The sequence below is a fragment of the Paenibacillus sp. MT86 genome, assembly GCF_058792535.1.
Map to the genome: position 1 here is coordinate 1,612,886 of NZ_CM179499.1, position 24,570 is coordinate 1,637,455.

General features: G+C 54.9%; 17 protein-coding genes. 12 read left to right on the plus strand and 5 right to left on the minus strand.

All coding sequences use genetic code 11. The features are described 5' to 3' along the window. The first annotated feature begins 239 nt into the window (after positions 1 to 239). From AC3RCL_RS06875 to mmsB, 4 genes are all read left to right on the plus strand, one after another. On the plus strand, positions 240 to 7,082 hold the full coding sequence (locus AC3RCL_RS06875; protein WP_492535015.1) for an invasin domain 3-containing protein: 6,843 nt from the start codon (positions 240 to 242) through the stop codon (positions 7,080 to 7,082). Positions 7,083 to 7,448: 366 nt separating this feature from the next. Continuing rightward, entirely contained in the window at positions 7,449 to 8,534 is a 1,086-nt protein-coding gene (gene chvE / locus AC3RCL_RS06880; protein WP_492535016.1) for a multiple monosaccharide ABC transporter substrate-binding protein, read from the plus strand. A gap of 43 nt (positions 8,535 to 8,577) precedes the next feature. Continuing rightward, the gene (gene mmsA, locus AC3RCL_RS06885) at positions 8,578 to 10,110 is read left to right on the plus strand and encodes a multiple monosaccharide ABC transporter ATP-binding protein (protein WP_145038703.1); all 1,533 of its coding nucleotides are present in this window, start codon (positions 8,578 to 8,580) and stop codon (positions 10,108 to 10,110) included. 2 nt (positions 10,111 to 10,112) lie between these two features. Beyond that, entirely contained in the window at positions 10,113 to 11,279 is a 1,167-nt protein-coding gene (gene mmsB / locus AC3RCL_RS06890; RefSeq protein WP_009591707.1) for a multiple monosaccharide ABC transporter permease, read from the plus strand. Between the two features lie 85 nt (positions 11,280 to 11,364). On the opposite strand, the gene AC3RCL_RS06895 is transcribed toward mmsB, so the two are convergent. From AC3RCL_RS06895 to AC3RCL_RS06910, 4 genes are all read right to left on the minus strand, one after another. Continuing rightward, a complete protein-coding gene (locus AC3RCL_RS06895) occupies positions 11,365 to 12,093 on the minus strand; it encodes a hypothetical protein (RefSeq protein WP_015733893.1) in 729 nt (242 codons plus the stop codon). Next, positions 12,090 to 12,968: an ATP-binding cassette domain-containing protein gene (locus tag AC3RCL_RS06900; protein WP_015733894.1), complete on the minus strand. Its 879-nt coding sequence runs from the start codon at positions 12,966 to 12,968 to the stop codon at positions 12,090 to 12,092. The genes AC3RCL_RS06895 and AC3RCL_RS06900 overlap by 4 nt, the downstream gene beginning before the upstream one ends. After that, positions 12,958 to 13,344 (minus strand): GntR family transcriptional regulator, encoded by a 387-nt coding sequence (locus AC3RCL_RS06905; RefSeq protein ID WP_015733895.1) that lies wholly within the window; start codon positions 13,342 to 13,344, stop codon positions 12,958 to 12,960. The genes AC3RCL_RS06900 and AC3RCL_RS06905 overlap by 11 nt, the downstream gene beginning before the upstream one ends. A gap of 270 nt (positions 13,345 to 13,614) precedes the next feature. After that, positions 13,615 to 14,208, minus strand: a complete 594-nt coding sequence (locus AC3RCL_RS06910; protein WP_192569403.1) for a M15 family metallopeptidase — start codon at positions 14,206 to 14,208, stop codon at positions 13,615 to 13,617. A 174-nt stretch (positions 14,209 to 14,382) separates the two neighbouring features. On the opposite strand from AC3RCL_RS06910, the gene AC3RCL_RS06915 reads away from it, so the two are divergent. From AC3RCL_RS06915 to AC3RCL_RS06950, 8 genes are all read left to right on the plus strand, one after another. Further along, positions 14,383 to 14,910 carry a hypothetical protein gene (locus AC3RCL_RS06915; RefSeq protein ID WP_492535019.1) on the plus strand — a complete coding sequence of 176 codons (528 nt, stop codon included), beginning with the start codon at positions 14,383 to 14,385 and terminating at the stop codon, positions 14,908 to 14,910. 189 nt (positions 14,911 to 15,099) lie between these two features. Beyond that, positions 15,100 to 15,969 (plus strand): MurR/RpiR family transcriptional regulator, encoded by an 870-nt coding sequence (locus AC3RCL_RS06920; protein WP_036662487.1) that lies wholly within the window; start codon positions 15,100 to 15,102, stop codon positions 15,967 to 15,969. 101 nt (positions 15,970 to 16,070) lie between these two features. Then, on the plus strand, positions 16,071 to 17,033 hold the full coding sequence (locus AC3RCL_RS06925; RefSeq protein WP_452517286.1) for an ROK family protein: 963 nt from the start codon (positions 16,071 to 16,073) through the stop codon (positions 17,031 to 17,033). Between the two features lie 253 nt (positions 17,034 to 17,286). After that, positions 17,287 to 18,603 (plus strand): ABC transporter substrate-binding protein, encoded by a 1,317-nt coding sequence (locus AC3RCL_RS06930; protein WP_492535021.1) that lies wholly within the window; start codon positions 17,287 to 17,289, stop codon positions 18,601 to 18,603. An 88-nt stretch (positions 18,604 to 18,691) separates the two neighbouring features. Next, positions 18,692 to 19,621: a carbohydrate ABC transporter permease gene (locus tag AC3RCL_RS06935; protein ID WP_492535022.1), complete on the plus strand. Its 930-nt coding sequence runs from the start codon at positions 18,692 to 18,694 to the stop codon at positions 19,619 to 19,621. After that, positions 19,621 to 20,454 carry a carbohydrate ABC transporter permease gene (locus tag AC3RCL_RS06940; RefSeq protein ID WP_096775299.1) on the plus strand — a complete coding sequence of 278 codons (834 nt, stop codon included), beginning with the start codon at positions 19,621 to 19,623 and terminating at the stop codon, positions 20,452 to 20,454. Before AC3RCL_RS06935 ends, AC3RCL_RS06940 begins: the two co-directional genes overlap by 1 nt. 47 nt (positions 20,455 to 20,501) lie before the next feature. After that, the gene (locus AC3RCL_RS06945; protein ID WP_492535024.1) at positions 20,502 to 21,260 is read left to right on the plus strand and encodes an N-acetylmannosamine-6-phosphate 2-epimerase; all 759 of its coding nucleotides are present in this window, start codon (positions 20,502 to 20,504) and stop codon (positions 21,258 to 21,260) included. Positions 21,261 to 21,379: 119 nt separating this feature from the next. Next, positions 21,380 to 23,299, plus strand: a complete 1,920-nt coding sequence (locus AC3RCL_RS06950) for a DUF4855 domain-containing protein (protein ID WP_492535026.1) — start codon at positions 21,380 to 21,382, stop codon at positions 23,297 to 23,299. A 176-nt stretch (positions 23,300 to 23,475) separates the two neighbouring features. On the opposite strand, the gene AC3RCL_RS06955 is transcribed toward AC3RCL_RS06950, so the two are convergent. Then, positions 23,476 to 24,570, minus strand: coding sequence for an ArsR/SmtB family transcription factor (locus AC3RCL_RS06955; RefSeq protein ID WP_277748239.1), 1,095 nt, complete (start codon positions 24,568 to 24,570; stop codon positions 23,476 to 23,478).

The following is a 24,570-nucleotide window of genomic DNA, read 5'->3' on the forward strand; positions in this document are numbered from 1 at the left end:
TAGCGATAAGAAGCGGAGAAGCGGTGATTGCGTTCCATGGCAATCCCGCTTTTTTTCTTGCAATCCGAGGGGACTCATCCGAGATAAATTTTTTGTCGAATCGTTAACGTTTGTTAATTATTATTGACATCCTTTTTTGCTAGAATGGCGGTCAGGACCATGGAATCATGGACAACATGCACCAGAGTCTCTATTCCTTGCTATTTACTCACTATTTATTTTAAGAAGGGGGGATTCCATTGCGCAGATTGAAAAAAATCGCGATGCTTCTGCTCGCATTCCTGATGATCATGCCGAATCTGCCGCAGCCGGCGCATGCCGCATCCGCGGCCCCCGCCGGCATCAAAGGAATCGGAGCGGGATACCTTCATTCCTTGCTGATTGCCGGAGACGGCACGGTTTGGACGATGGGGGACAACAGTGCGGGAGCACTGGGCAACGGTACAACGGATAATGCATTCCGACCCGTACCGGTGACCAAATTCGACGGTACGCCGCTGGGAAACGCGAAGTTCGTGACGGGCGGAGGCTATTTCTCGGTCGCGCTGCTGAATGACGGCACCGTATGGGCCTGGGGCAGGGGAGTCTATGGGACGCTCGGCAACGGTGCATCGGATAATCAGCATCGTGCCGTGCAGGTAACGGAGTCCGGCGGCGGGCCGCTAACGAATGTACGCAGCATCGCCGCGGCTTACAACCATGTTCTGGCCATCAAGGAAGACGGATCGGCTTGGGGGTGGGGATCCAATTCCAGCAGCACGCTTACCGATTATTATGACGTCATCAATCCCCGGGCCGTACGCATCAAGGCGTCAAGCGGATCTTATCTCAACGACGTGAAGGCCATAGGGGCGGGCGAATACCATTCCGTTGCGCTGCTGAACGACGGAACGGTATGGGCCTGGGGCTACGGAGGCTTCGGAGCGCTGGGCAACGGATCAACGGCCGACTCCGACTATCCGGTACAGGTGATCGATTCTGCCGGACAGCCTTTAACCGGCATTGCCGATATCCAAGGTAATCGATTGGGCGGCATGGCTCTGAAGGGAGACGGAACCGTCTGGGCTTGGGGATACAATGAGAATTTTAACCTGGGCAACCCGGGACTGACCTCTTCCAACACGGCGATTCAGGTTCAGCAGGCAGGTTCCTTGCCGCTTACGAATGTAGTCCGGATATCCGGCGGCGGCCGCTTGAGCATGGCTCTAAAAAGCGACGGAACCCTGTGGTGGTGGGGCATGCAGAACCGGAACCTCCAAGTGGCAACAAAGCTGCTCGGCGACGCAGATCTATTCGCTGCCGGCGACAACCATGCCCTTGCGATTAATGCGGACGGTACCGTATGGGGCGCAGGCTGGACCAGCAGGGGAGAACTGGGCATATCGGATGCCAGCCCTTTGGTATATTACACGTCTGCGCTGCAAGTATATCCGGCCCGGACGCAAATCAGCGCCAGTCCCGCTTCCATCGACGCGGACGGGACCAGCAAGACGACGGTCACCGTAACGCTCAAGGAAGGAAGCAACTATAACATCGGCAGGAGCGAAGGGACCGTTCAGCTTAGCACGACAGCGGGTACGCTCGGTCCGGTCACCGATCACGGGGACGGGACGTATACGGCTGAACTGACGTCGTCCAAGACGACCGGAACCGCAACGATTACGGGCATCATTAACGGTTATCCCATGAGCGCAAGCGGCACGGTGAAGTTCAATCCGCTTGGCGCTTCGGCCGTCACTTCAACGGTCACCGCGAGCCCGGCATCGATTCCGGCGGACGGCAGCAGTATCTCCACCGTGACGGTGCAGCTGAAGGATAGCAACGGAAATCCGTTGACGACGAGCGGCGGTACCGTGCAAATGAAGACGACCGCCGGTACGCTGTCCGGCGTGACGGACCGGAAGAACGGGACGTACACGGCACAGCTGAAAGCGCCCGTTTCCGTCGGTACGGCAACCGTAACGGCGGAGCTGGGCGGAACGCCGATCGCGCAGAAGGCAGCGGTCACGTTCGTCCCGGGAGCCGCATCGGCTTCGGCATCCACGATCAGCCTGGGGCAGAACACGCTCACGGCCGGAAGCGGAAGCACGGCGGTGACCGTCCGCTTAAAGGATGCGCACGGCAATCCGCTGGTGTCCGGAGGCGACACGGTAACGATCCAGTCCTCGCACGGCACGGCCGGGAGGGTAACCGACCATGGGGACGGGACCTATACGGCTGTGCTGACGGCAGGCACGGCCGCCGGCAGCGGGACCGTCAGTGCCGCGGTGAACGGGGCGGCGATGCAGCAGAAGGCCGCGATTCAGATTCTTCCCGCGGGAGCGTCCACGCAAACCTCGGAACTGTCAGCGGCTCCCGTCTCGATCGTTGCCGACGGCAGCAGTAAAACGATGCTGACGGTACGGCTCCGGGATGCCTACGGCAACGCGTTGACGGCTTCAGCAGGTACCGTGTCCATGAGCACAAGCGGCGGCACCATCGGGGCCGTGTCCGACAAAGGCAACGGAACCTATACCTCGACGCTGAGCTCGGCTTCCACGACCGGTACCGCTGAAGTATCGGCCAGATTGAACGGTTCTTTGATCAAACAAACGGCCGTTGTCTCGTTCGTCCCGGGGGCCGCCTCCGCGGACAAATCCAGCCTTGCCTCTGCTTCAGGCAGTCTCCAGGCCGGATCGGGGACCACGACGTTAACCGTAAAATTGAAGGATGCGCGAGGCAATGATCTCGTGACAGGCGGCGATGCCGTGACGATGCAGGCCAGCATCGGCTCCATCGGTTCCGTTGCGGATCAAGGCAACGGAACGTATACCGCGACGCTGACGGCGCCGACGGCAACGGGCATGTCGGTCGTATCGGCATCGGTTAATGGCGTGAGGCTCGCGCAAACGACGAACGTAAGCATCGTGCCCGGCCCCGTGTCTCTGTCGGCATCCACGATCAGCGCCGCGAACGCAAGCGTACCGGCTAACGGAACCGGCACGACCAGGGTTACCGTGGAGCTGAAGGATACGCATGGCAATCGTTTGGCTGCTTCGGGCGGTACCGTAACCTTGTCGGCTACTGCAGGCAGCCTGAGTGCGGTAACGGATCACGGCGACGGGACGTACAGCGCGACCTGGACGGCGCCCACGACCGCCGGAACCGCAACGGTGTCGGGTTTTGTCAACGGCTCGGCACTTGCCGGCAAGGCAAGCTTGAACTTCGTTGCCGGAGCGGCATCGCCGTCAGCGACGAGCCTGTCGATCAACCCGGCCTCGATTACGGCAGACGGAGTCAGTACGGCCGTCATTACGGTCCAAGCGAAGGATGCCTACGGCAACCCGGTGACGCAAGGAGGCGACGCGGTATCCGTCGAAACAAGCGGAGGCACGCTCTCCGCCGTCACGGACCGCGGTAACGGCACTTATACGGCTACCGTTAAGGCGCCGACGACTGCCGGCAAGGCCGTCGTCCGGGCCGAGCTGAACGGCAAGACCGTCACGCAGACGGCGGACATCGCGTATGTTCCGGGCGCCGCTTCTCCGGCAACATCGCTCCTCACAGCGGGGGCGTCCGCGCTCCCGGCTGACGGGTCAAGCACAACGGCGCTGACCGTGCAGCTGAAGGACGTCTACGGCAACAACCTGACGTCCGGCGGCGACAGGGTGAGTCTGAGCGCGACCGCCGGCTCGATCGGAGCGGTAACGGATCATGGGGACGGCACATACTCGGCCGTGCTTACGGCACCGACGGTTGCCGGTCCGGCAACGATCACCGCGACGGTGAACGGTGCGAAGCTATTGCAGACCGCGTCCGCTGATTTTGAGCCCGGAGCGGCTTCGGCGAGCGAATCGCTGCTGACGGCAGCATCCCCGGCGATGCCGGCTGACGGCGCCAGCACAACAACCGTGACGCTGCAGTTGAAGGATGCCTTCGGCAACGAATTGAAGACGGGCGGTGATACGGTCGTGTTAACCACGACGGCCGGAACGTTGGGCAGCGTTCAAGACCATGGCGACGGCACGTATTCAGCCATGCTGACGGCCGGCACGGTTTCCGGTTCAGCCGTCGTATCGGGTGCCGTAAACGGCGTGCCGTTGGAGCACCCCGTATCGGTTGATCTTCTCGCCGGGGCGGCATCCGCGGCCGAATCGATCATCGAGACGGACAGCAAAGCAATCACCGTGGGCGGCAGCACGTCAACGGTTGTCACGATTCGGCTGAAGGATGCCTTCGGCAATGCGTTGACCGCAGGAGGCGACAAGGTCCTGGTGGAGACGACGGCCGGAACGCTGGGACGGATGACGGATCATCATGACGGTACGTACACGTCCATATTGACGGCCGGCACGGCGGCAGGCAAGGCCGTCATCACGGGAACGGTCAACGATGTGCCGCTGGCGCACACGGCGTCGGTGCAGTTCATGCCTGGCCCGGCTTCGGCGGACCAAACGATATTGTCAGCCGACCGGGCAGTCGTCACCGCTGACGGGCTAAGCCGTTCAATCGTGACGGTACTGCTGAAGGACGCTTACGGAAACGAGCTCCGCTCCGATGCCGGATCGCTCCAGCTTAAGCTGGCGTCGACGCTTGGCCTGCTGACGGAGCCGAAGTACGAAGCGGATGGCCGTTACACGGCCGGCGTTGCATCGAATAGGGCCGGAACAGCCGTCATTACCGGAACCTTGGACGGCATTCGGATCGCCTCGGCAGTGACGGTATCCTTCGAGCCGGGCGAGCCTTCGGCGCTTCGCTCGACGGTCGATGCGGACCGGACCGGGCTGACGGCCGACGGCAAGCAATCCGCGCGGATTACGGTGCAGCTGAAGGACGCCGCGGGCAATACGGTTCCGGATGACGGCGGGCCCGCGGACATTCGGATTCATTCCTCGATCGGCACCGTTTCCGCGGCTGTATATGAGGCCGAGGGGCGGTACACGGCATCGCTGATCTCAACCGAGGCCGGCATTGCCGTCATTACGGCATCCGTGGACGATAGCGAGCTTGCAGATACGGCGGAGGTCGAATTTCTGCCGGGTCCCGCTTCGGCCGCTGCATCGGAGCTGTCCGCCGACAGCGGGGCAATCCCGGCTAACGGCTCTGCTGCCTCGACGATTACCATCTCGGTGAGGGATGTCTTTGGCAACAACACGGGGAGCGGGGCCGATATCCGGCTTGAAACAACGCTTGGCACCGTGACGGAAGCCACGTACCGCGAGAACGGCGTGTTTACGGCGGAAGTCCGTTCAACCGAGCCGGGAGTGGCCGACATTCGCGCCTGGATCGGCGGCGAGCCGATTCGGGATGGCGTGCAGGTGACCTTTGCCGACGGCATATGGTTTACGCCGCCCTCGTACCGCCTTCAAATCGGCGAATCGGTGCGCACGGTCGTCGAGGTGACTTACGGGGATGCTACCTCGGACGTAACCGCAGATGCCCGCTTTCAATATGATGATGGGCTGATCCGGGTGGCGCGGGCCGAGGACGGTTCCTGGTATGTCACAGGTCTTCGTACCGGGCGTACCGTCATGCAGGCCGTCTATGAGGCTGATGCCGGCAGGCTGTCAGCCGCCGCCCCCGTCACGGTTTATGCCGTGCCGACCGGATTGACCCTGGATGCTTCCCGGTATGAAGTGAGGGAGGGCGAATATCGCCAGATCCGGGTAACTGCACATTACTCGGACGGCACGTCCTCCGATGTGACCGCGGAAGCTGCATACCGTCTTGCAGACAGAGGCTATGCATCCCTGAATGCAGCGGGCCGGCTGCACGGCATCCGGTCAGGGAAATCGTCCATGACCGTGACCTACGAAGGTTTAAGCACCACAGCCGAGGTTGCCGTTTTGCCGCCGGCTCACTCAGGCGGTGATCCTGGTTCCGGCGGAAGCCCGGGCAACGCCGTCGGCCTGCCGGGCGATGCCGGCGGGGTGAAACCGCCCGAAGGGGAAGATCGCGGTCTCACCGTCGATCTGGTGCTCGACGGTGAATCCGGCCAGACGATCACGCTCGAGCACGAACAGCTGAGTTCAGGCCGCATCGTGATTGAAACGAAGGGCGGAACGAAGGAATGGTCGCTGCTCATGAAGCCTGCCGTCGTGGAGCGGCTGCAGGAGCTTGTCAGCGGCACGGTGTTGGAGTGGCGCACGCCGCAGGGCGTATTAGTCTTCTCACTGGCTGAACTTGGCGAGCTGCCATCGGATTTATCTGCGGCTTTCATCGGGCTCACGATCAGAACGGCCGATGACGAGACGGAGACGAGACTCGTGGAGCTCTCGCGAAAAACGGGAGCGAGTATGCGGCTTAAGCCGTTCTCCGTGTCGCTGAACGCGTGGAAGCCGGACGGAACGGCGCAGCCGCTGGCAGATGGCCGATTATCCGCAACCTTCGCGCCTTCAGAGCGAATGCTGGCCGACGGCCGGTATTTGACGGCAGCTTACCTCGATGAAGCCGCCGGACGATGGAAACACGTTCCGGCCCGTTTCGCTTCGGCCGAGAATGCCCTTCTCACTTTGAAGACATCGGGAACCTATACCGTTCTGGAGAGCCGCCGCGCATTCACCGACATGAGCGGGCATTGGGCTGAAGCCGACGCCGAACTGCTCGCGAACAAGCTCATCGTGCAGGGGACGGAGGGCGGCCGTTTTGAGCCGGGCCGCTCCATCACGCGGGCGGAGCTTGCCGCCATGCTGGTCAGGATGCTGGGGATCCATCCGAGCGGAGCGGCCGCGGTTCCTGCTTCGTTCAACGACGTGGCGGGCCGATGGTTTGCAGCCGACGTTCAAGCCGCCTATAAGGCGGAATTGATCCAAGGGTATGCGGACGGCAGCTTCCGTCCGGATGCGGCCGTGACCCGTCAGGAAATGATCGTCATGATCGCAAGGGCGATGGAAGCGACGGGACTTGGCAAGGAGGCCGAGGGAGCGCCGCTGCAATATGCCGACGATGTCAAGCTTGCATCATGGGCTCGCGGGGCAGTCGATCAGCTTTCGCAGGCAGGACTGTTGACGGGCGACCAAGCGAACAGGCTGGCGCCGGAGCGGGCGGCAACGCGCGCGGAAACGGCGGCCATCCTGGCAAGAATGCTGCAATCGGGCATGTGATCGCAGTATGGTCGGCGGGCGTTAGTGCCCGCCGGCCTTTTTAATTCCATGGATGCATGGAAAGAGAACATCTGGTTGCGGGCGGATATACGCTGCAGCATGGAGAGAGCCTCCGGTTCGTTGGCAAACAACAAACCGGGGGCTCTTTTTGATGACGATAAAGTCATTCGGACCGGTTCCCATGGAGCATATTGTGCACATCTCGCAAGAATGCCGAACAACAAAAGTATGAAAATTATAAAAAAGGTTGTTTTCGTGGAAAGACCCCTCCACCCGAACGGAGGTATCCTTTTTAGTACAGAGAGGCTTTTCGAACCTTCGGTTGTAAGCGCTCTCGATTTCATTTTTCGGAAAGGGGAACTACCGATGAAGAGAGGATTGCCAGGATTGCTGATCGCGGTGCTGCTCTTGGCCCTGACGGCCTGCAACCTCGCCGAAAGCCAAACCGGCGATGCTGAGAAGGGTTACGTCGGCCTTGCGATGCCCACCAAATCATCCGAACGCTGGGTGGCTGACGGGAAGAACATGGAGCGGCTGTTTCAGGAAAAAGGGTATAAAACCGACCTTCAATTCGCCGAGGACGTGATTGAAAACCAGATTTCCCAAATCGAGAACATGATTACGAAAGGGGTCGACGTGATCGTCATCGCTTCGATCGACGGCAATACGCTGACCGACGTGATCAAGAAGGCCCATGATCAGGGAATCAAGGTCATCGCCTACGACCGGTTGATCCGCAACACCGAGCATTTGAGTTATTATGCCACCTTCGACAATTTCCAGGTCGGCGTTCAGCAAGCCTCCTATATTGAAGAGAAGCTTGGCCTGAAGGAAGGGAAGGGGCCGTTCAATATCGAGCTGTTCGGCGGATCGCCGGACGATAACAATGCTTACTTCTTCTATGACGGCGCGATGTCCGTGCTCAAGCCTTACATGGATTCGGGCAAGCTTGTCGTTCGGAGCAAACAGACCACGATGGCCCAGATTGCGACCCTGCGCTGGGACGGCGCCCTGGCGCAGTCGCGGATGGATAACCTGATCAGCGCCAACTATTCCAGCGAGAATCTGGACGCGGTGCTGTCGCCCTACGACGGGATCAGCATCGGCATCATCTCCTCGCTTAAGGGCGTAGGCTACGGGACGGCAGGCAAGCCGCTGCCGATCATCACGGGTCAGGATGCGGAGCTTGCTTCCATTAAATCGATCGTGGCTGGTGAGCAAACCCAGACGGTGTTCAAGGATACGCGCCAGCTCGCCGAGCAGGCGGTGAAGATGGCGGAGAGCGTGCTGAAGGGAAAAGAGGCCGAGGTGAACGATACGGAATCGTACGACAACGGCATCAAGGTCGTGCCTGCCTATTTGCTTCCCCCTGTATCCGTGGATGCTTCAAACGTGGAGAAAGAGGTTGTGGAGACGGGCTACTATTCCAAGGAAGAAATCGGATTGAAATAGTCTTTAGGCAAGCGAACACGAAAGGATAGGAAGGTGAAGCCAGATGTCAGAGTACATTCTTGAAATGCGGAACATTACGAAAGCGTTTCCCGGGGTGAAGGCGCTGGACCAGGTGAATCTGAAGGTTCGCGAAGGCGAGATCCACTCCCTGTGCGGGGAGAACGGAGCGGGCAAATCCACGCTGATGAAAGTACTGAGCGGCGTGTATCCTTACGGCAGCTATGAGGGAGATATTCTGTTCAAAGGCAGCGTCTGTGAATTTAAAAACATCAAGCAAAGCGAAGACCTGGGCATCGTTATCATCCATCAGGAGCTTGCGTTGATCCCTTATCTGTCGATTGCCGAGAACATTTATTTGGGGAACGAGCGTGCCGAGAAGGGAATCATGAACTGGAATGAGACGATGACGGGGGCCAAAGAGCTGCTCGATAAGGTGGGACTCAGCGAGAACCCGAATACGCAGGTGGGCAGCATCGGCGTCGGCAAGCAGCAGTTGGTCGAAATTGCGAAGGCCTTATCCAAGAAGGTGAAGCTGCTTATTCTGGACGAGCCGACGGCGGCGCTCAACGAGGACGACAGCGAGAATTTGCTTGCGCTGATGCTGGAATTCAAGAAGCAGGGAATCTCCTGCATCCTGATCTCCCATAAATTGAACGAGGTGTCGAAGGTATCGGATTCCATTACGATTCTGCGCGACGGCCAGACCATTGAAACACTGGATATGAGAGGCGGCGAGGTGAACGAGGATCGGATCATCCGCGGCATGGTCGGCCGGGATTTGACGAACCGCTATCCGGAGCGGACCCCGAAGATCGGGGAGGTCATCCTGGAGGTTAAGGATTGGACGGTGTATCACGAGCTGCAAGCAGGCCGAAAAGTGATTGACAACGTGAGCATGAATATCCGCCGGGGGGAGGTCGTGGGCATTGCCGGGCTGATGGGATCCGGCCGGACCGAGCTTGCGATGAGTATTTTCGGCAGGGCTTACGGCCGGAACATCACGGGTACGCTTCGGAAAGACGGCAAGGAAATCCGGAATCAATCCATCAACGAGGCGATTGAAAACGGATTTGCTTACGTGACCGAGGACCGGAAGGAATACGGGCTGATCCTCATGGACGATATCAAACGCAACATCTCGCTGACCGGACTGTCCAAGCTGGCAAAGAACATGGTCATTGATGATCGGGAAGAAATTCTCGTGGCGGAAGACATGCGGAAGAAGCTTAAGATCAAAACGCCGAACATTCTCCAGAAGACGGGGAACCTCAGCGGGGGGAATCAACAGAAGGTTGTGCTGAGTAAATGGATCTATGCTGGGCCCGACATCCTGATTCTGGATGAGCCGACGCGGGGGATTGACGTCGGGGCCAAATACGAAATCTACGCGATCATCAACCAGCTGGCGGATGAGGGGAAGGCGGTGCTTGTCATTTCCTCGGAGCTGCCTGAAATTTTAGGGATCTGCGACCGGATTTATGTCATGAGCGCGGGACGGATGACCGGAGAAGTTGGCAGAGAGCAGGCTTCGCAGGAAACCTTGATGAGATACATGACCAAGAATGGAGGGGCTTAAGCATGGAGACGCTCAAAAAAATGTTTAAAAACAACATCCGCCAATACGGGATGATCATCGCCCTTGTTGTCATTATGATTTTTTTCCAAATCATTACGGGAGGGCTGCTGCTGGAGCCGATCAACATCACGAACCTGATTCTCCAGAACAGCTATATTCTCGTACTGGCCATCGGCATGGTGCTTGTCATCATTACGGGTCATATTGATTTGTCGGTCGGTTCGGTAGCCGCCTTCGTCGGTGCCGTTGCTGCGATCATGATGGTCGATATGCAGCTGCATCCAGTCATTGCCGTCATCGTATCCTTGATCGTCGGCGGTCTGATCGGAGCATGGCAGGGATTCTGGGTGGCTTACGTGAGGATACCGGCCTTTATCGTAACCCTGGCCGGCATGCTCCTGTTCCGCGGCCTGACGATGATTGTGCTGGAGGGCCAATCCATTGCGCCGTTTCCGGGCGGCTTCCAGAAGCTAAGCTCCGGCTTCATTCCGGACTTCGGGAACACCGGCACCAATCTGATCGCGATTCTGGCCGGCATCATCTTTACGGTTATTTTCCTGATCAATGAGCTGCGGGAACGAAAGGCCCACAAAAAATACAACTTCGACGTTCTGCCAAGCGGCTTGTTCCTTCTGAAGCTGGTGCTCATCGCGGCCGTGATCAATGCCTTTACGTTCATGCTGGCTAGTTACGCCGGCCTGCCGAACATCCTGATTCTGCTGCTGGTGCTCATTATCATCTATTCCTTCGTGATGAACAAAACCGTGATGGGCCGTCATATTTATGCGCTTGGCGGCAACGAAAAAGCGGCGGCGCTGTCCGGCGTGAAAACCAAGAAGGTCACGTTCTGGGTATTCGTCAATATGGGCGTCATGGCCGCCATCTCCGGTTTGATTTTTGCCGCCCGCTTGAACGCGGCGACGCCGAGAGCCGGTACGAACTTCGAGCTGGATGCCATCGCGGCGAGCTTCATCGGCGGCGCTTCGGCCACCGGCGGGATCGGGACGGTCTTCGGCGCGATCATTGGGGGGCTCGTCATGGGCGTCCTCAATAACGGGATGTCGCTCGTAGGTCTCGGCATCGACTGGCAGCAAGGCATTAAGGGCCTGGTTCTCCTCGCGGCGGTAGCCTTCGACATTTACAATAAGAAGAAGAGCAGTGCCGCTTAATCTATACGGTGGCGTTATATCATAAAATGGCTGATTCCGGGGTAGAAGGTGCTACCCTGGATCAGCCATTTATTTTGCGTATTGGTTACATTTTGATCGTAACTCTTCGGGTGATCAGCCGAATCAGAATCATTGCAATCAGGATGACGGCCAGGGAGCCTGCGAGCGAAACCGGCAGCGTGACGGAAAAGTCTGTCGTGACCGGCAACCACTGTTCCCATATGGAAGCCAGCTCGAACTGCCACAATGCATCCATAAAGCCGATCAACACGAGGGCAACGGCGATCCATCCCAAGCCGCGAATCCAGCCAAACCGGTAAAATCCGGATCCAATCATCCACCCCATCAGGTAATAGATGAAGATTTGGATACCGTAGGAAACGAGCGTCAGCAGCCAGCTGTTGTCGAACTCCTGCAGCAGTCGGGTGCTTCCCGCATCTTGTGATGCAAACAGCGAGACAATCCACTGGATCAGAGCCGCGGCAACCGGAAATGCCAGGGACAGATAGACGGCCGCTAAAGCGGAACCACCAAAGAAATCCCGGCGCGTAATGCCGTGTCTTACATAATAGCTCAGAAAACCGTAAGCTGAAATGATGCCGATGACAAGCATAAATCCTTTGGTGGAGCGGTAAGCGATGGAGAAGAAGTCCTCATCTGATATTCCTTCCCGAACATTGATGCCAATGCTGTTGCCGATGCCGGCTCCAATATAGATCAGCAGCACAATCGTTAGAAAACCCAAGGCCCAGCTGCCTTGTTGAATAAACATTTCCGTCGATACTTTGCTTACGGGCGATGACGTCTTTTTCATGCGGAATATTCCTCCCCCGTCAGATGGATAAACAAGTCCTGGAGCGAGATCGGCCCGATCTCAAGTCCTGCCTTCAATGCGGCTGATTGAGATGCCTCGCCCAGATCCCCGTAGACCATGACGGCCTTGGTGGAACCGAGCTGCTGCACGTTGAGCACCTTCATGCCCTGGATGAATTCGTCCACCTTGGCCGCGGGGCCCGTAATGGATACACCCCTGGACGTAAGGCTTTCATAATCGTCTTGAAGAATGAACCGGCCTTTGTGGATGATAATGACTTCCTCAAACAAATAATCCATCTCCGATACCAAGTGGGTGGAAAGAATGAACGTACGGGGATGGCGCTCCTGGTCCTTCAGCAGTTCCCGGTAAAAAATTTCGCGCGACGGCGCATCCATGCCGAGATAAGCTTCATCCAGAATGGTAACCGGCGACCGGCTGGCGAGGCCGATGCATACGTTAAAAGCGGACTGCATGCCTTTGGAGAGCTGCTTGAGCTGTTTATCCAGGGGCAAATTGAATTTGCGGGCAAGCTCCAGGGCATAAGCCGTATCAAAATGGGGCCGGTACCTGGCAACGGATTCAATCACGGCCTTGACCTTGTCCGTCTCCTCTTTATAGTCGACATCGTAGATGAAGGAAACTTCCCTCATGATTTTGGCATTTTCGAAGGGCTGCTCGCCGCCAATCGTAACCGATCCCGACGATGGTTCGCGAAATGAAGCCAGGATCGACAGGAGCGAGGTTTTGCCTGCGCCGTTGCGACCGAGGAGACCGTAAATTTTGCCGGCCGGGAGGCGGAGGGAAATATCGCGGACGGCTTCGACGCTGCCGTATGTCACCGATACCCGATCTAACTGTACATCAAGATTCATGGGGTTCACTTCCTTTTAACTGGGTTATGATTTGAACAAGCTCATCCGTGGACAAACCGAGTTTGTCCGCTTCCTGTACCATAGGCACCACATAATGTTCCGCAAATGCACTCTTTCGGGTCCGGAGCAGCATTTCCTTGGCCCCCTCAGCAACAAACATGCCGACACCTCGCTTTTTATAGATGAGTCCGGAATCAACCAGCAGGTTGATGCCTTTCAACACCGTAATGTGATTGATTTTGTAAAATTGGGACAGCTGCGTCGTGGAAGGAACCTGTTCACCTTCAAGCAATTGGTCATTGACGATCTGGTCCTCGATCTTTTCCTTGATCTGGATGAACAGGGGCCTATTATCTGGATGCACGGTACCGCTCAATAAGAATCACCACCTTGCCTTCGTTGTCCTGTTAAGGTTATATGCTTATATATATGACTATATAACCAAAACGTGAACGGCATGTCAAGCATTTGGTTGAATATCACACCTCCATCGAGACGCTTTAACAGCGAACAACGTCAAAAAAGGCCGGCCAGAAGGATCTGGTCGGCCTTGATTTATTTACCTGATGCGTTAGTCATATTGGAGTATAGCTAAACTATGCTATGCGTACCTCGATGCTCAATAAAAACAAATAACAATCTCATTTCATTTGGCTTCCGAATACTCGGAAGCGTCCATGGGAGGGAGCTTTCCCCGTTTCAAATCACGGATCGATAATCCAAAATCGATTTGCAGATGCGGATAATCCGGAAAGTTGGCCCAATCTCCGCCCCACTGGAAGCCTAAATCCTTTGCAATCTCCACGACTTCCATCCAGTCGGCCTTACCGTTTCCGTTCCCGTCGTATTCCATATCCCAGATGACGCTGCCATCCTTCAGCCTCAGCGCAAAATCAATGGCGAGCCCGTAGTTGTGAAGAGATTCCCCGGCCTTGGCGTTCGTCACGATGCTGCCCTCGGTGCTGCGGCCCTGATTGTAGATGCGGGTCTGCTCTTCGTGGCTCCGGTAACCGTCCGTTATGACAATCGTGATCCCTTTTTTCTTGGTGAGACGGACAAGCTCATTCTTCTGTTGCAGTACATAAGGGTGGAGCTGGGTGATTTCAGGGGATTCTTTGCTATTAAAATCAAAATCGAGATCGTTGATAAATCCCGGTATGGCGGTTTGCAGCTGCATGTAGAATATGGCGAGCAATAAGGCAACAACAAGGAAAAGCGTCGTTTTTTTGCGTTTGATCATGCGGACTCTTTAATCTACCTACTTTCATATGATGGCTTACTCTATTATATCGGCATCCCGCCCCGCATTCCAGCAGACCGTTAATCACGCCCAGATACCGGAATGAATAGCAATCCATGGTTTATCGCATCCTAGTTCATAAAAAGGACTTGGTCCGGAAATGGGGAATAACGAATGAGCAATATTCAAAACATGTCGATGAGACTCAATCAGCTATCCAGCCAATTGGCTGCTGCAGGGCAGAACGGCCGCATGGACGAAGTCGGGATGATCGTGAACGAGCTCGGCGGGATCCACGCCGAGCTTCAGAATGCGCAGGCTGCGGTCACGCCTGAAACTTCTTCCGCCGTGCGCCAGGAGCTGGTAAACTGCAGGATGGTGCTGCATGGGATGATGGGGGCGGCTCAGGATATCCGAACCGCTGCGGCGGAGCAGTACCGACAGGTGCTGGGCGAGAATAAAACGATGTTCGAGCAGCTGGACGAGGCCGCGCAGCAGAGCGACTATGCGCAAGCCTATCAGTATCGCCAGCTGTTCAAACAGATGGATCAAGTCAGCCAGCAGCTGCATCAGCTGGATGGCTCGATGCTGGACGCAGGATACCGAATGGAGCGGGCGCAAACGGCCGACGGCGGCCTGAACGGGGCAGTGGCTATCGAGGAACTGACTTCAAGCACGGACGACAGCGGAACGATGATGTAAGCATGCCTGGAAGGATGCGCGGGACAGAATTTTTCTTAATGCAACGAAATCATGATGGAAGCTGCAGTATCCGATCCATAAGGATGCTGACAGCTTCTTTTTTGTTATTGAAAGAAAACTCTTTTTTAATATATAATTAAGGAGAAAATATTCTTTTTTGTCCAGATAGAGAGAAATGAGGGATGTGGAATGGCAAGAGTAGGCCCAAGACTGAATCAATCCAATACGCTGCTGATGATATCAAGCATTTATTCTTCCCTGACCAAGACGGAGAAAAAAGTGGCTGATTACGTAAAAGGTTTCCCCGAGGAAACGGTCCTTGCCACCGTTACGGATCTGTCCGAGAAAGCAGGGGTCGGAGAGACCTCCGTCATTCGATTCTGCCGCAAGCTGGGGTTCCGGGGATTTCATGAGTTCAAGCTGTCCGTTGCACAGGACTTGGTGGATCGTCCCCCATCCGTAGTCGATACCTCTATCGATGAGCAGGACGACCTGATGACGGTGGCTCGAAAGCTGACGATGCAGCATGAAATTTTACTGAAGAATACGCTGGATCTGGTGAATGCCGACAATCTGAGGATGGCGGTTGATAAACTGCTGGCCGCAAACAAAGTGTATGTCTATGGCGTAGGCTCTTCAGGCATAACCGCCCTGGATTTGCATTATCAGCTGATGAGGCTGGGACTCAATGTGGAAGCGCACCGGGATTCGCATATTATTGCCATGTCCGCTTCATTGGTCAAGAAGGGCGATCTCGTATTCGCCATATCCACTTCCGGAAGCACGCGCGACCTGGTGGATCCGGTGAAGGAAGCGAAGAAGAATGGAGCGGACGTCATCTGCTTGACCGGGCACCTGCGCTCCCCGATTGCCACGTACGCAGATACGGTGCTGCTCGTGTCTTCCCGGGAAATGCCGACCGAGGGCGGGGCACTGGCGACAAAATTCATGCAGACGTACATGCTGAACATTCTTACAACGCTCTTAACGATGAAAAAAGAGGATGCCTCGGAATCGTTGAAAAAAACCGCAAGTTCCGTTGCGGATAAGCTGTACTAGTGAATCGATTCCTTGAATCGATTCACATATTCATCATCGGCGAAAGCGGGGTGATCTTTCGTTCATTTTTTAAGGATCACAGAAGGGAGTGTTACCTTGTTATGGGTTACGCCATCGGCGTTGATATTGGGGGGACGAAAGTCCAATTTGCGGTCATCGATCGAGGGGGGGAGATCATAAACCGGCATCGGGTGCCAACCGAGGCCCATAAAGGTCCAGAGCAGCTTATGCACAAAGTGCTGCTTGGCATCGACATGATGATGAAATCGGCCGGCGCTGAGGGAGAGGTGCAAGGGATCGGCATCGGCAGCGCAGGCCAGATCGATTTTCGGGAAGGGACCGTTCTATACGCGGGAGATACGCTTCCCGACTGGACGGGGACGGCAATTAAACGGCTGGTAACACAGCGTTATAACACTCGCGTGTATGTGGACAATGATGTCAATGTCATTGCGATGGCGGAGAAGATGTACGGGGTTGGCAAACACTGCGATAATTTTGTGTGCTTGGCTCTTGGCACCGGCATCGGCGGTGCCGTCATGGAATCAGGACGCCTTCTGCGAGGCGTCTTTGGCGGGGCGGCGGAGCTCGGCCATGTTAGTGTTGACATTAACGGCCCTCGCTGCAGCTGCGGAAATAACGGATGCATCGAGCTGTATGCCTCCGGAAGCGGGATTGCCAGAATAGGTCTTGAAATGCAAAGAAATGAAAGCGTTTCATATGCATGGAGGCCTAATTCCCGGGATATTATTCGGGCTTGGCATCAGAATGATCCATCCGCCACGGCGGTCATGCGGGTGGTCATCCGGGCGCTGGGAGCTGCTGTTGCCGGGTATATTCATGCCTTTAATCCGGAGGTCGTTGTGATCGGAGGCGGGGTTGCGGAATCCGGTCCCCGTTTTTTGCAGGAGCTCGATCAGGAAATCGATGCCCGAACGTCTTCGTATATGAGAAGCTGCTGCCGGATTATGGCTGCGAGTTTTGGCAATGACGCCGGCGTCATAGGAGCGGCGGCCCAAGTATGGTTTTACGGTGAGATGGAATGTATGCAATACGTCATATAGGTGGATCATTTCTCCAAAACGATTCAAATAACTAAAAAATATTTTTAATGTTGATCAGGCATAATTATCATGAAATATCCTAGATGCAGCAAGGATTATGATTATAATCCTTGCTTTTTTTATGTCAGGATAAAAACAAAAATCAGAAAAATAAGGATTGACGAAAGAGTAATTATCCATTAATTTCTGTTTAGAAGGAATTTTTCTTCAGTTATGAAATTATAAAACCATGAAATGTTGGAGGGTGAGTCATTTGAAGAAGCACTATAGAAAGAAGTCGTTTCACGTTTTGCTTATGCTGCTCTTAGCCTTCTCCACCGTATTAAGCGCATGCTCCGGAGCGGACGGCACTGGCGGCAAGGCCGGCCAGGACGGCAAGGTTGAAATTCAACTATGGAGTTCTGCCACAGCAGAAAACGCGAAGCCGATTGAGGATGCTGTAGCGAAATTTAATGAAAGCCAGGACGACATCGTAGTCAAGACACTCAGCAATCAGGATCATCAGAAACAACTAACCGCGATTTCGGGGGGCAGTGCTCCGGATCTCATCGTAACGCAGTGGAATAACATCGGACCTTGGTCTGCTGCCGGTGCGGTGCAGTCGCTGGAGGAATTCATCAAACGGGACGGATTCGACACCAGCCAGATCATTCCTGCGGCGCTGGATCGCATGAAGGTCAACAATGATATCTTCGGGTTCCCGATTTCCATGAGCATGGCCAATAAATTGTTTTACAACAAAAAGGCGTTCGAGGAAGCAGGACTCACGGCTCCGCCGGAGACGCTCGAAGATCTGCTCGAATATTCGAAGAAGCTGACCAAGAAGGACGATAAAGGAAATATAACGCAGATGGGCTTTATACCGGATTACCCTTGGATCGATAACGTGTTTTGGCCGATCATCTTCAACGGCTCATGGGACGACGGCAACGGGAAGCTGACCGCGAACCAGGAAGCGAATGTAAAGGCCATTGATTATCAAGTGAATTATTATAAGGAATTCGGGCAGGAGAGCATCGATAAATTCAAATCGGGCATGGGCGGTCTCGAAACTCCGCAGGATCCGATCCTGACCGGCAAGCTGGCCATGATTATCGGCTGGGAGAACTGGTATGTCAAGCATCGCGGCGAAGGCAAGGAAGTCGGCGTAGCGCCATTCCCTTACCCAGCAGCCAACCCTGATCTTAAAGGCTCCGGCATGGTTAGTCCGATCGCCATGTTCATTCCATCCAAGGCGAAGCATCAGGAAGAGGCGTGGAAGGTGATGCAGTACCTGCTCGGTGAGGACGTTCAGATTGAATACAGCATCCAGAGCGGCTCTATCCCCGTTCTAATGAAAGCGCTTGATAATCCGAAGCTGACGGAGAACCAAGAGGTGAAGGAACTTTGGGACTATTATGAAAGTGCGAAAAATCCGAATTTGAAGGGCTTCCCGAACAGCATTTACATTAACGAATACTTGCAGACCTTGAATGAAGAAACGGAGAAGGCGCTCAAAGGACAGATAAGCGCTCAGGAAGCGATGGATAATGTCGTGAGCAAGATGCAGCCGATCGCGGACAAAAAATAATCTTGATGATGCAGGAGCGGCGAGTACGATAGGCAGGCTGGCCGCTCCCTGCAGGTTGTTGTTTTTTACTTGGAGGTGAAAAGATCACATGGAACGTTTGGAACCCCGGAGCGGAATGAAGAGCAGGGAAAGAAAACGGCTGATCATCGGACTTTTGTTTTTAAGTCCATGGATATTCGGCTTCCTGGTCTTCCAGCTCTATCCGATTATCACGTCATTGTATTACAGCTTCACGGAGTATAACCTGTTTACCTCGCCCCAATGGGTCGGCCTGGACAATTATGTGGAGATGACCCAAGACGGCAAAATGTTCTCATCCCTGTACAACACCGCATTCATGGCTTTGTTCGGATTTTTCCCCCAACTTGCGTACGCGCTGGGCATTGCCCTGCTGCTAAACCAGAGCGTCAAGGGACTGTCCCTGTACCGGACGATTTATTTCCTGCCAACGCTGGTCCCGGCCGTAGCGGGATCCTTGCTGTGGATTTGGCTGTTGAACGCGCAATATGGTTTGGTGAACCAGATGCTGGGCGCGATCGGCCTGCCGGAACCGAATTGGCTGATGGACGAGAACTGGACCAAACCGTCGCTGATTATGATGGGTTTCTGGGGGACCGGGACGATCACCATCATGTATTTGGCGGCGCTGCAGGAAGTGCCCAAAATGTATTATGAGGCCGCTTCCATTGACGGTGCGAACAAGTGGCATAAGTTCTGGCATATCACGTTGCCGGCCATCTCGCCCCTGACCTTCTTCCAGCTCATTATGGGGCTGATCGGCTCCTTTCAATATTTTTCCCAAGGCTACGTGTTTGCGGAATCAAGCAATCAGGCCATTGGCGGGCCGGGGAACTCGATTTTGTTCTATGCGATTTATTTGTTCCAGAACGCCTTCATGTTCCTGAAGATGGGATACGCCTCGGCGATGGCTTGGATTTTGTTTATCATCGTGCTGCTGCTGACCCTGTTAATCTTCAAAACATCCAGCAAGTGGGTCTTCTATGGAGGTGAAAAATAATGAACGAAGCATTTATCGGCCGAAAGATCATTCCTCATATGCTGTTAATCCTCGTGGGCCTGCTGTTTCTGGCGCCCTTCGCCTGGCTGCTGCTGACCACCTTTAAGACCGAGGAGGAAATCTTCGTCATTCCCATCCAATGGATTCCGACGGAATGGATATGGGATAACTACGTAAACGCGGTCAACATGATTCCGTTCATCAAATACACTTGGAACACCGTCGTGATTGCCTTGATGAGCGTTGCAGGCGTCGTGATTTTATCGCCGCTGGTCGCGTACGGCTTTTCGAGAATTCAATTTAAAGGCCGAAACATGCTGTTTATCCTGATGCTCAGCACGCTGATGCTCCCCATGCAGGTAACGATGATTCCGCTGTATGTCGTATTCAACAAGGTCAACCTGCTGAATTCCAACTGGCCGCTGGTGCTGTCGGCGTGGTTCGGGACGGGGATGGCGTACAATGTGTTCCTGATCCGGCAGTTTTTTAACGGAATTCCGATGGAGCTCACCGAATCAGCCAAAATCGACGGCGCGTCGGAGTTTCGCATCTACGCCCAAATCGTGCTGCCGCTTGCCAAACCGGCCCTTCTGACGATCGGCCTGTTTACGTTTCTGGGCGCATGGGGCGATTTCCAGGGAGCGTTGATTTACTTGAACGATCAGGAAACATGGACCCTGTCCATCGGCCTGAAGCAATTTATTCGGGAGAATGGGGTGGCGTGGGGGCCTTTAATGGCAGCCGCTACGCTGTTTACGATTCCCATCATCGTTCTATACTTCTTCGTCCAGAAGAAGTTTATCGAAGGAATCACGATTACGGGCTTGAAGTAAACGAAGGATGACGCAAGTTTATACTAAACCAGATGTAGGAGCTAAATATGAGGCGGATGATTACAGATAGAGGATTAGTGGTGTCTTGTCAGGCGTATGAGGGAGAGCCGCTGTTTGGACCGCAGCATATGGTTGAAATGGCGAAAGCGGCCGTGCTGGGAGGAGCCATCGGGATCCGGGCCAATGGAACGGCTGATATTGCGGCAATTAAAGCGGCGGTGAGCGTGCCGGTCATCGGGCTGCTGAAACGGCAGATCGAAGGTTATCCCGTTTACATTACGCCGACCCTTGAGGATGCCTTAGCCGTCCATGAGGCCGGCGCCGATATTGTAGCAATGGACGGGACGCTGAGGCCGAGACCGGATGGGAACAAACTGAAAGAGATAGTCGATGAGCTGATTCGTCGGGGAATCCATGTGATGGCGGATGTTTCCACCTTGGAGGAAGGACTGTATGCGGCCGATTTGGGCGTTCATTATATTTCCACAACGCTGTCCGGGTATACAGCCTATAGTCCGGAAACGACAAAGCCCGATATCGGGCTGGTCGCAAGGCTGGTTCAGGGAACGCGGCTGCCGGTTATAGCCGAAGGCAGGTTTGCCAGCGCGGACGACATGATTCAGGCTCTGAATGCCGGCGCCCGGTTTGTCGTGGTAGGCAGCGCAATTACGCGTCCCCAGGATATAACCGAACGATATCGGAAATCGATTGAAGCGCAGGTGGATCTGAACGAAGGAAAGGGCAGGGGGGGCGAATATAGGATTGGAGGCATGAAGGCAGATCATGACTGGAAGGGGGTGAGATGACGAAACCATGGCAATGGCGCGAGTTACGGCGCCGGCCCACGATTGCTGGAGCTCGTAAGGCTGAAGTCCGGTGAAAACCGGCGAAGATCAGGAAGCATGATAAGAGGAGGTTAATTTATATGCGTTCTATGAAACAACGGGTATCGTTAGCCATGATTGTGGTCATGATGTTCTCGATCATTCCTTTCGCTTATGCTGATGAGGCTCAATCGGAGGTGCGAAACCTGGCAAGAAATGCAACCTACTCGTGGTCGGAGGCCCCGGAAGCCAATTATCCCGACCCTGGCCATAAACTGAACGACGGAATACATGGAACGCGGAATGTACTGGATTCCGCATGGGTCGGTCATATACGCAAGAAGACGCGTGAGGTCGTATTTGATCTTGGCGAGGCCAAATCCATCTCGGGCATCAACGCGCGTTTTCTGCAGGATTGGCCTGGCTCGGCGATTCTGTTTCCGCTAACGGTTTCGATGTATGTCTCGGACGACAATGTTCATTGGGCGAACTTGACGAATAAAGCGACCCAGACGTTATGGGTGGACGGTCCGCCCGTAGACGAAACGTACGCTTGGGATAGCCAGACCGATGGCGTGCCGGGCTTCGAAGATGGGAAGTTCGCTTACGCGCGTTATGTGAAGGTGAGCTTCACCATGCATACAAGGGCCTGGACCTTCATCGACGAAATCGAGATCATGGGGACTGATGGCAAAGCCGCTGGGGCGGTGCAGCTTCCGCCGCAAGAATTTAAATATTTGCAGCCGGGAGAGGCTACGGCCGGCATTCATGATTTGTCCCTTCTATACAATGGTCATTATGCCAATGGGGATGGAGACTGGAGCAAAGAGGAGATCATTCCTCAGATCAGCTACGTGGACCAGAACGGGGAGCCGGTGGATTGGTTTTTTGACGGCGTGCTTACGCTTGGGTTGATATCGCCGGATGGACGCGACTTTGGCGGCGGCGCGAACCTGAAGGACTGGAAGTGGTACCTCGACAAGACTTTTGATGCGGACGGCGAGATGCACCATCTCAATGAAGCCACCAAGGAGGTAGGAGCCAAGCTGGGGCAGCCTGACCATAAAACCAAGGTGGTCGTGATGATCCCGGATACGGGCGAGTATCTAACCGACTTCGGCGACGTGGACGGAGATGGAATCTCCGAAAATTTTAACGCCGGGGCCATTGGCGAGGAGTCGGCCATGGCGAACAGGCAAAAGGCGATCCGCTGGTGGATGGACGAAGTGCTGCAGCGGTGGGAGGCTAACCATTATTCCAATCTGGAGCTTGCCGGTTTATACTGGCTGTCCGAACAGGTAAGCACAAGCGCTTCCGGTCCGGATATGCTGAAATACGTGAACGGCCAAATTCACGGCGAAGGCTTAAAGTCCTTCTGGATTCCTCATTTCTTGGCCTATAAGAGTTATATGTGGGAAGAGGTCGGATTCGACGCGGTCGCGTTCCAGCCGAACTATTTCTTTGAAGACATGAGCAGCGAGCGCCTGGACGATGCCGCATACACGGCCAAACGATTCGGGATGGGCGTCGAGATCGAGTTTGACGGACGGATGCTGACCGACGATGTATTCCGCAACCGGTATAAGGAATACCTGGATGGCGGCGTGAAGTATGGCTATATGAACGATACCTTCAAAGCGTATTACAAAGGCTCCGGGCCTGTGTTAAGAGATGCAGCGGCAAGCCAGGATCCGGATATCCGGATAATGTATGACTGGTTGTATCAGTTTGTTAGAGGAACGTACCAGCTGGAGAATACAAGCTCCCTGCACCTGAAAGGTCTGGTCGATCAGCTGGAGCAAGCAGGCGGGTTTGCGAACCAAGGGGCTGCCCGCTCGCTTACGGCGCACCTGGATTCGGTCATCCGCTTCGAAGAGAAGGGGAACAAGCAGCAGGCGGCCCACCATTTGGACGGCTTCATGGAGTTGCTGGAAAGCCATAAGCAGAGCGGGACGGTATCCGGCAAAGCCTATCCCTTGCTGAAGGCAAACGGCGAGTATTTGGCGAAGCATATGCAGTAGCATTCAGACGGATAAGAGTTCGCTCAACAGCTATTTTCGTTTGGCGAAGCGACTAACGGCTGTGGAAGAGAAAGGGTTGCATAAGAAGGGTGAGCCAAAGGAGAGACATTGGCTCACCCTTCTTTTTCCTTATGCGGAGAGGATAAATCCCATACCGGGCATGCAAGGACGACTGCTCATTCCTGCTGCAATAAGCTGGATCGCAGCTGTTCCAGGTAAGTCTCGACAGCCGTCCGATTCATTCGGTAGTAGATTCGGTTTGCCCGCTTTTCCATCATGACGAATCCCTGGTGTATGAGTGCGTTCATATGATGCGAGATGGTAGCCGTGGTTAGATTCAGCCGGTCTGCCAGTTCCGAACCGTATGCCGGCTCACGGTAAATTGACTTCAGAATTGCAAATTTGCTGGCATCGCTCAGCATTTTCAACGTTTTGCATATCTTCTCGTCCGAGATGACCCGGCTGACCGCTTCTTGAAGAGCTTCAAAGAGAATGCCGATATACAGCGTCTCTATTGAATTCTCGCTTTTTTGAGGATGGAGCGTGACCATATTGAAACCCATGATTTGCGGAACGATTCGGATTTCCTCATCGTCCAAGAGATTGATTTGGAATCGGTTATTGATGTACTCCAGCGGTTCGGTTTGAACCACCTGATGGTATCTTGCCGCAAAGCGGTCCAGCAGAGGCTCAAGCAAGGGCAATTGTTCCTCATACAGGGTCACGGCCTGTTCAAGGATGCTCTGCAATTCCTGCATGTATATCTCGAAGTTCTGATATAAGAGATGTAACGTCCATTTTTCCTGAACGTCCAGTTCGAGTCCGTCAATCATGTTGGTCAGATCGGCATCGGTATGAGTCGATTGGCATTCGTGGCTTTCGGCATCCCCCATAAATAATCGGAAGAGAGACTCCGCGTATTTGCGCCGCCGTTCATCCTGCATGACAGGGGACAGCCGAAGAATATTCGCATTCGTACCCGCTGAGCGGAGATATTCATCCAATAGCAGCTTGGCGCAGCACCACCCCGCTTGTCCCCGGCTTTCGAAGAAAAAAGCCATGCGATCAGGCGCTGCTTCCAGTTGGCCGTAAACCAGCTCTCCTATCTCGATGATGGGGTCGAAGGTTTGCAATAGGTCCGGCGAGTCCAGATTATATTTCATCGTGAGTTCATTCTTCACGGACCGGGTGTCTTCATGATTCGTATACCGATAGAGCAATTCGATGCATTCACGGAGAATATCCGGCCTTGCCAATACCGTTATGTTCAT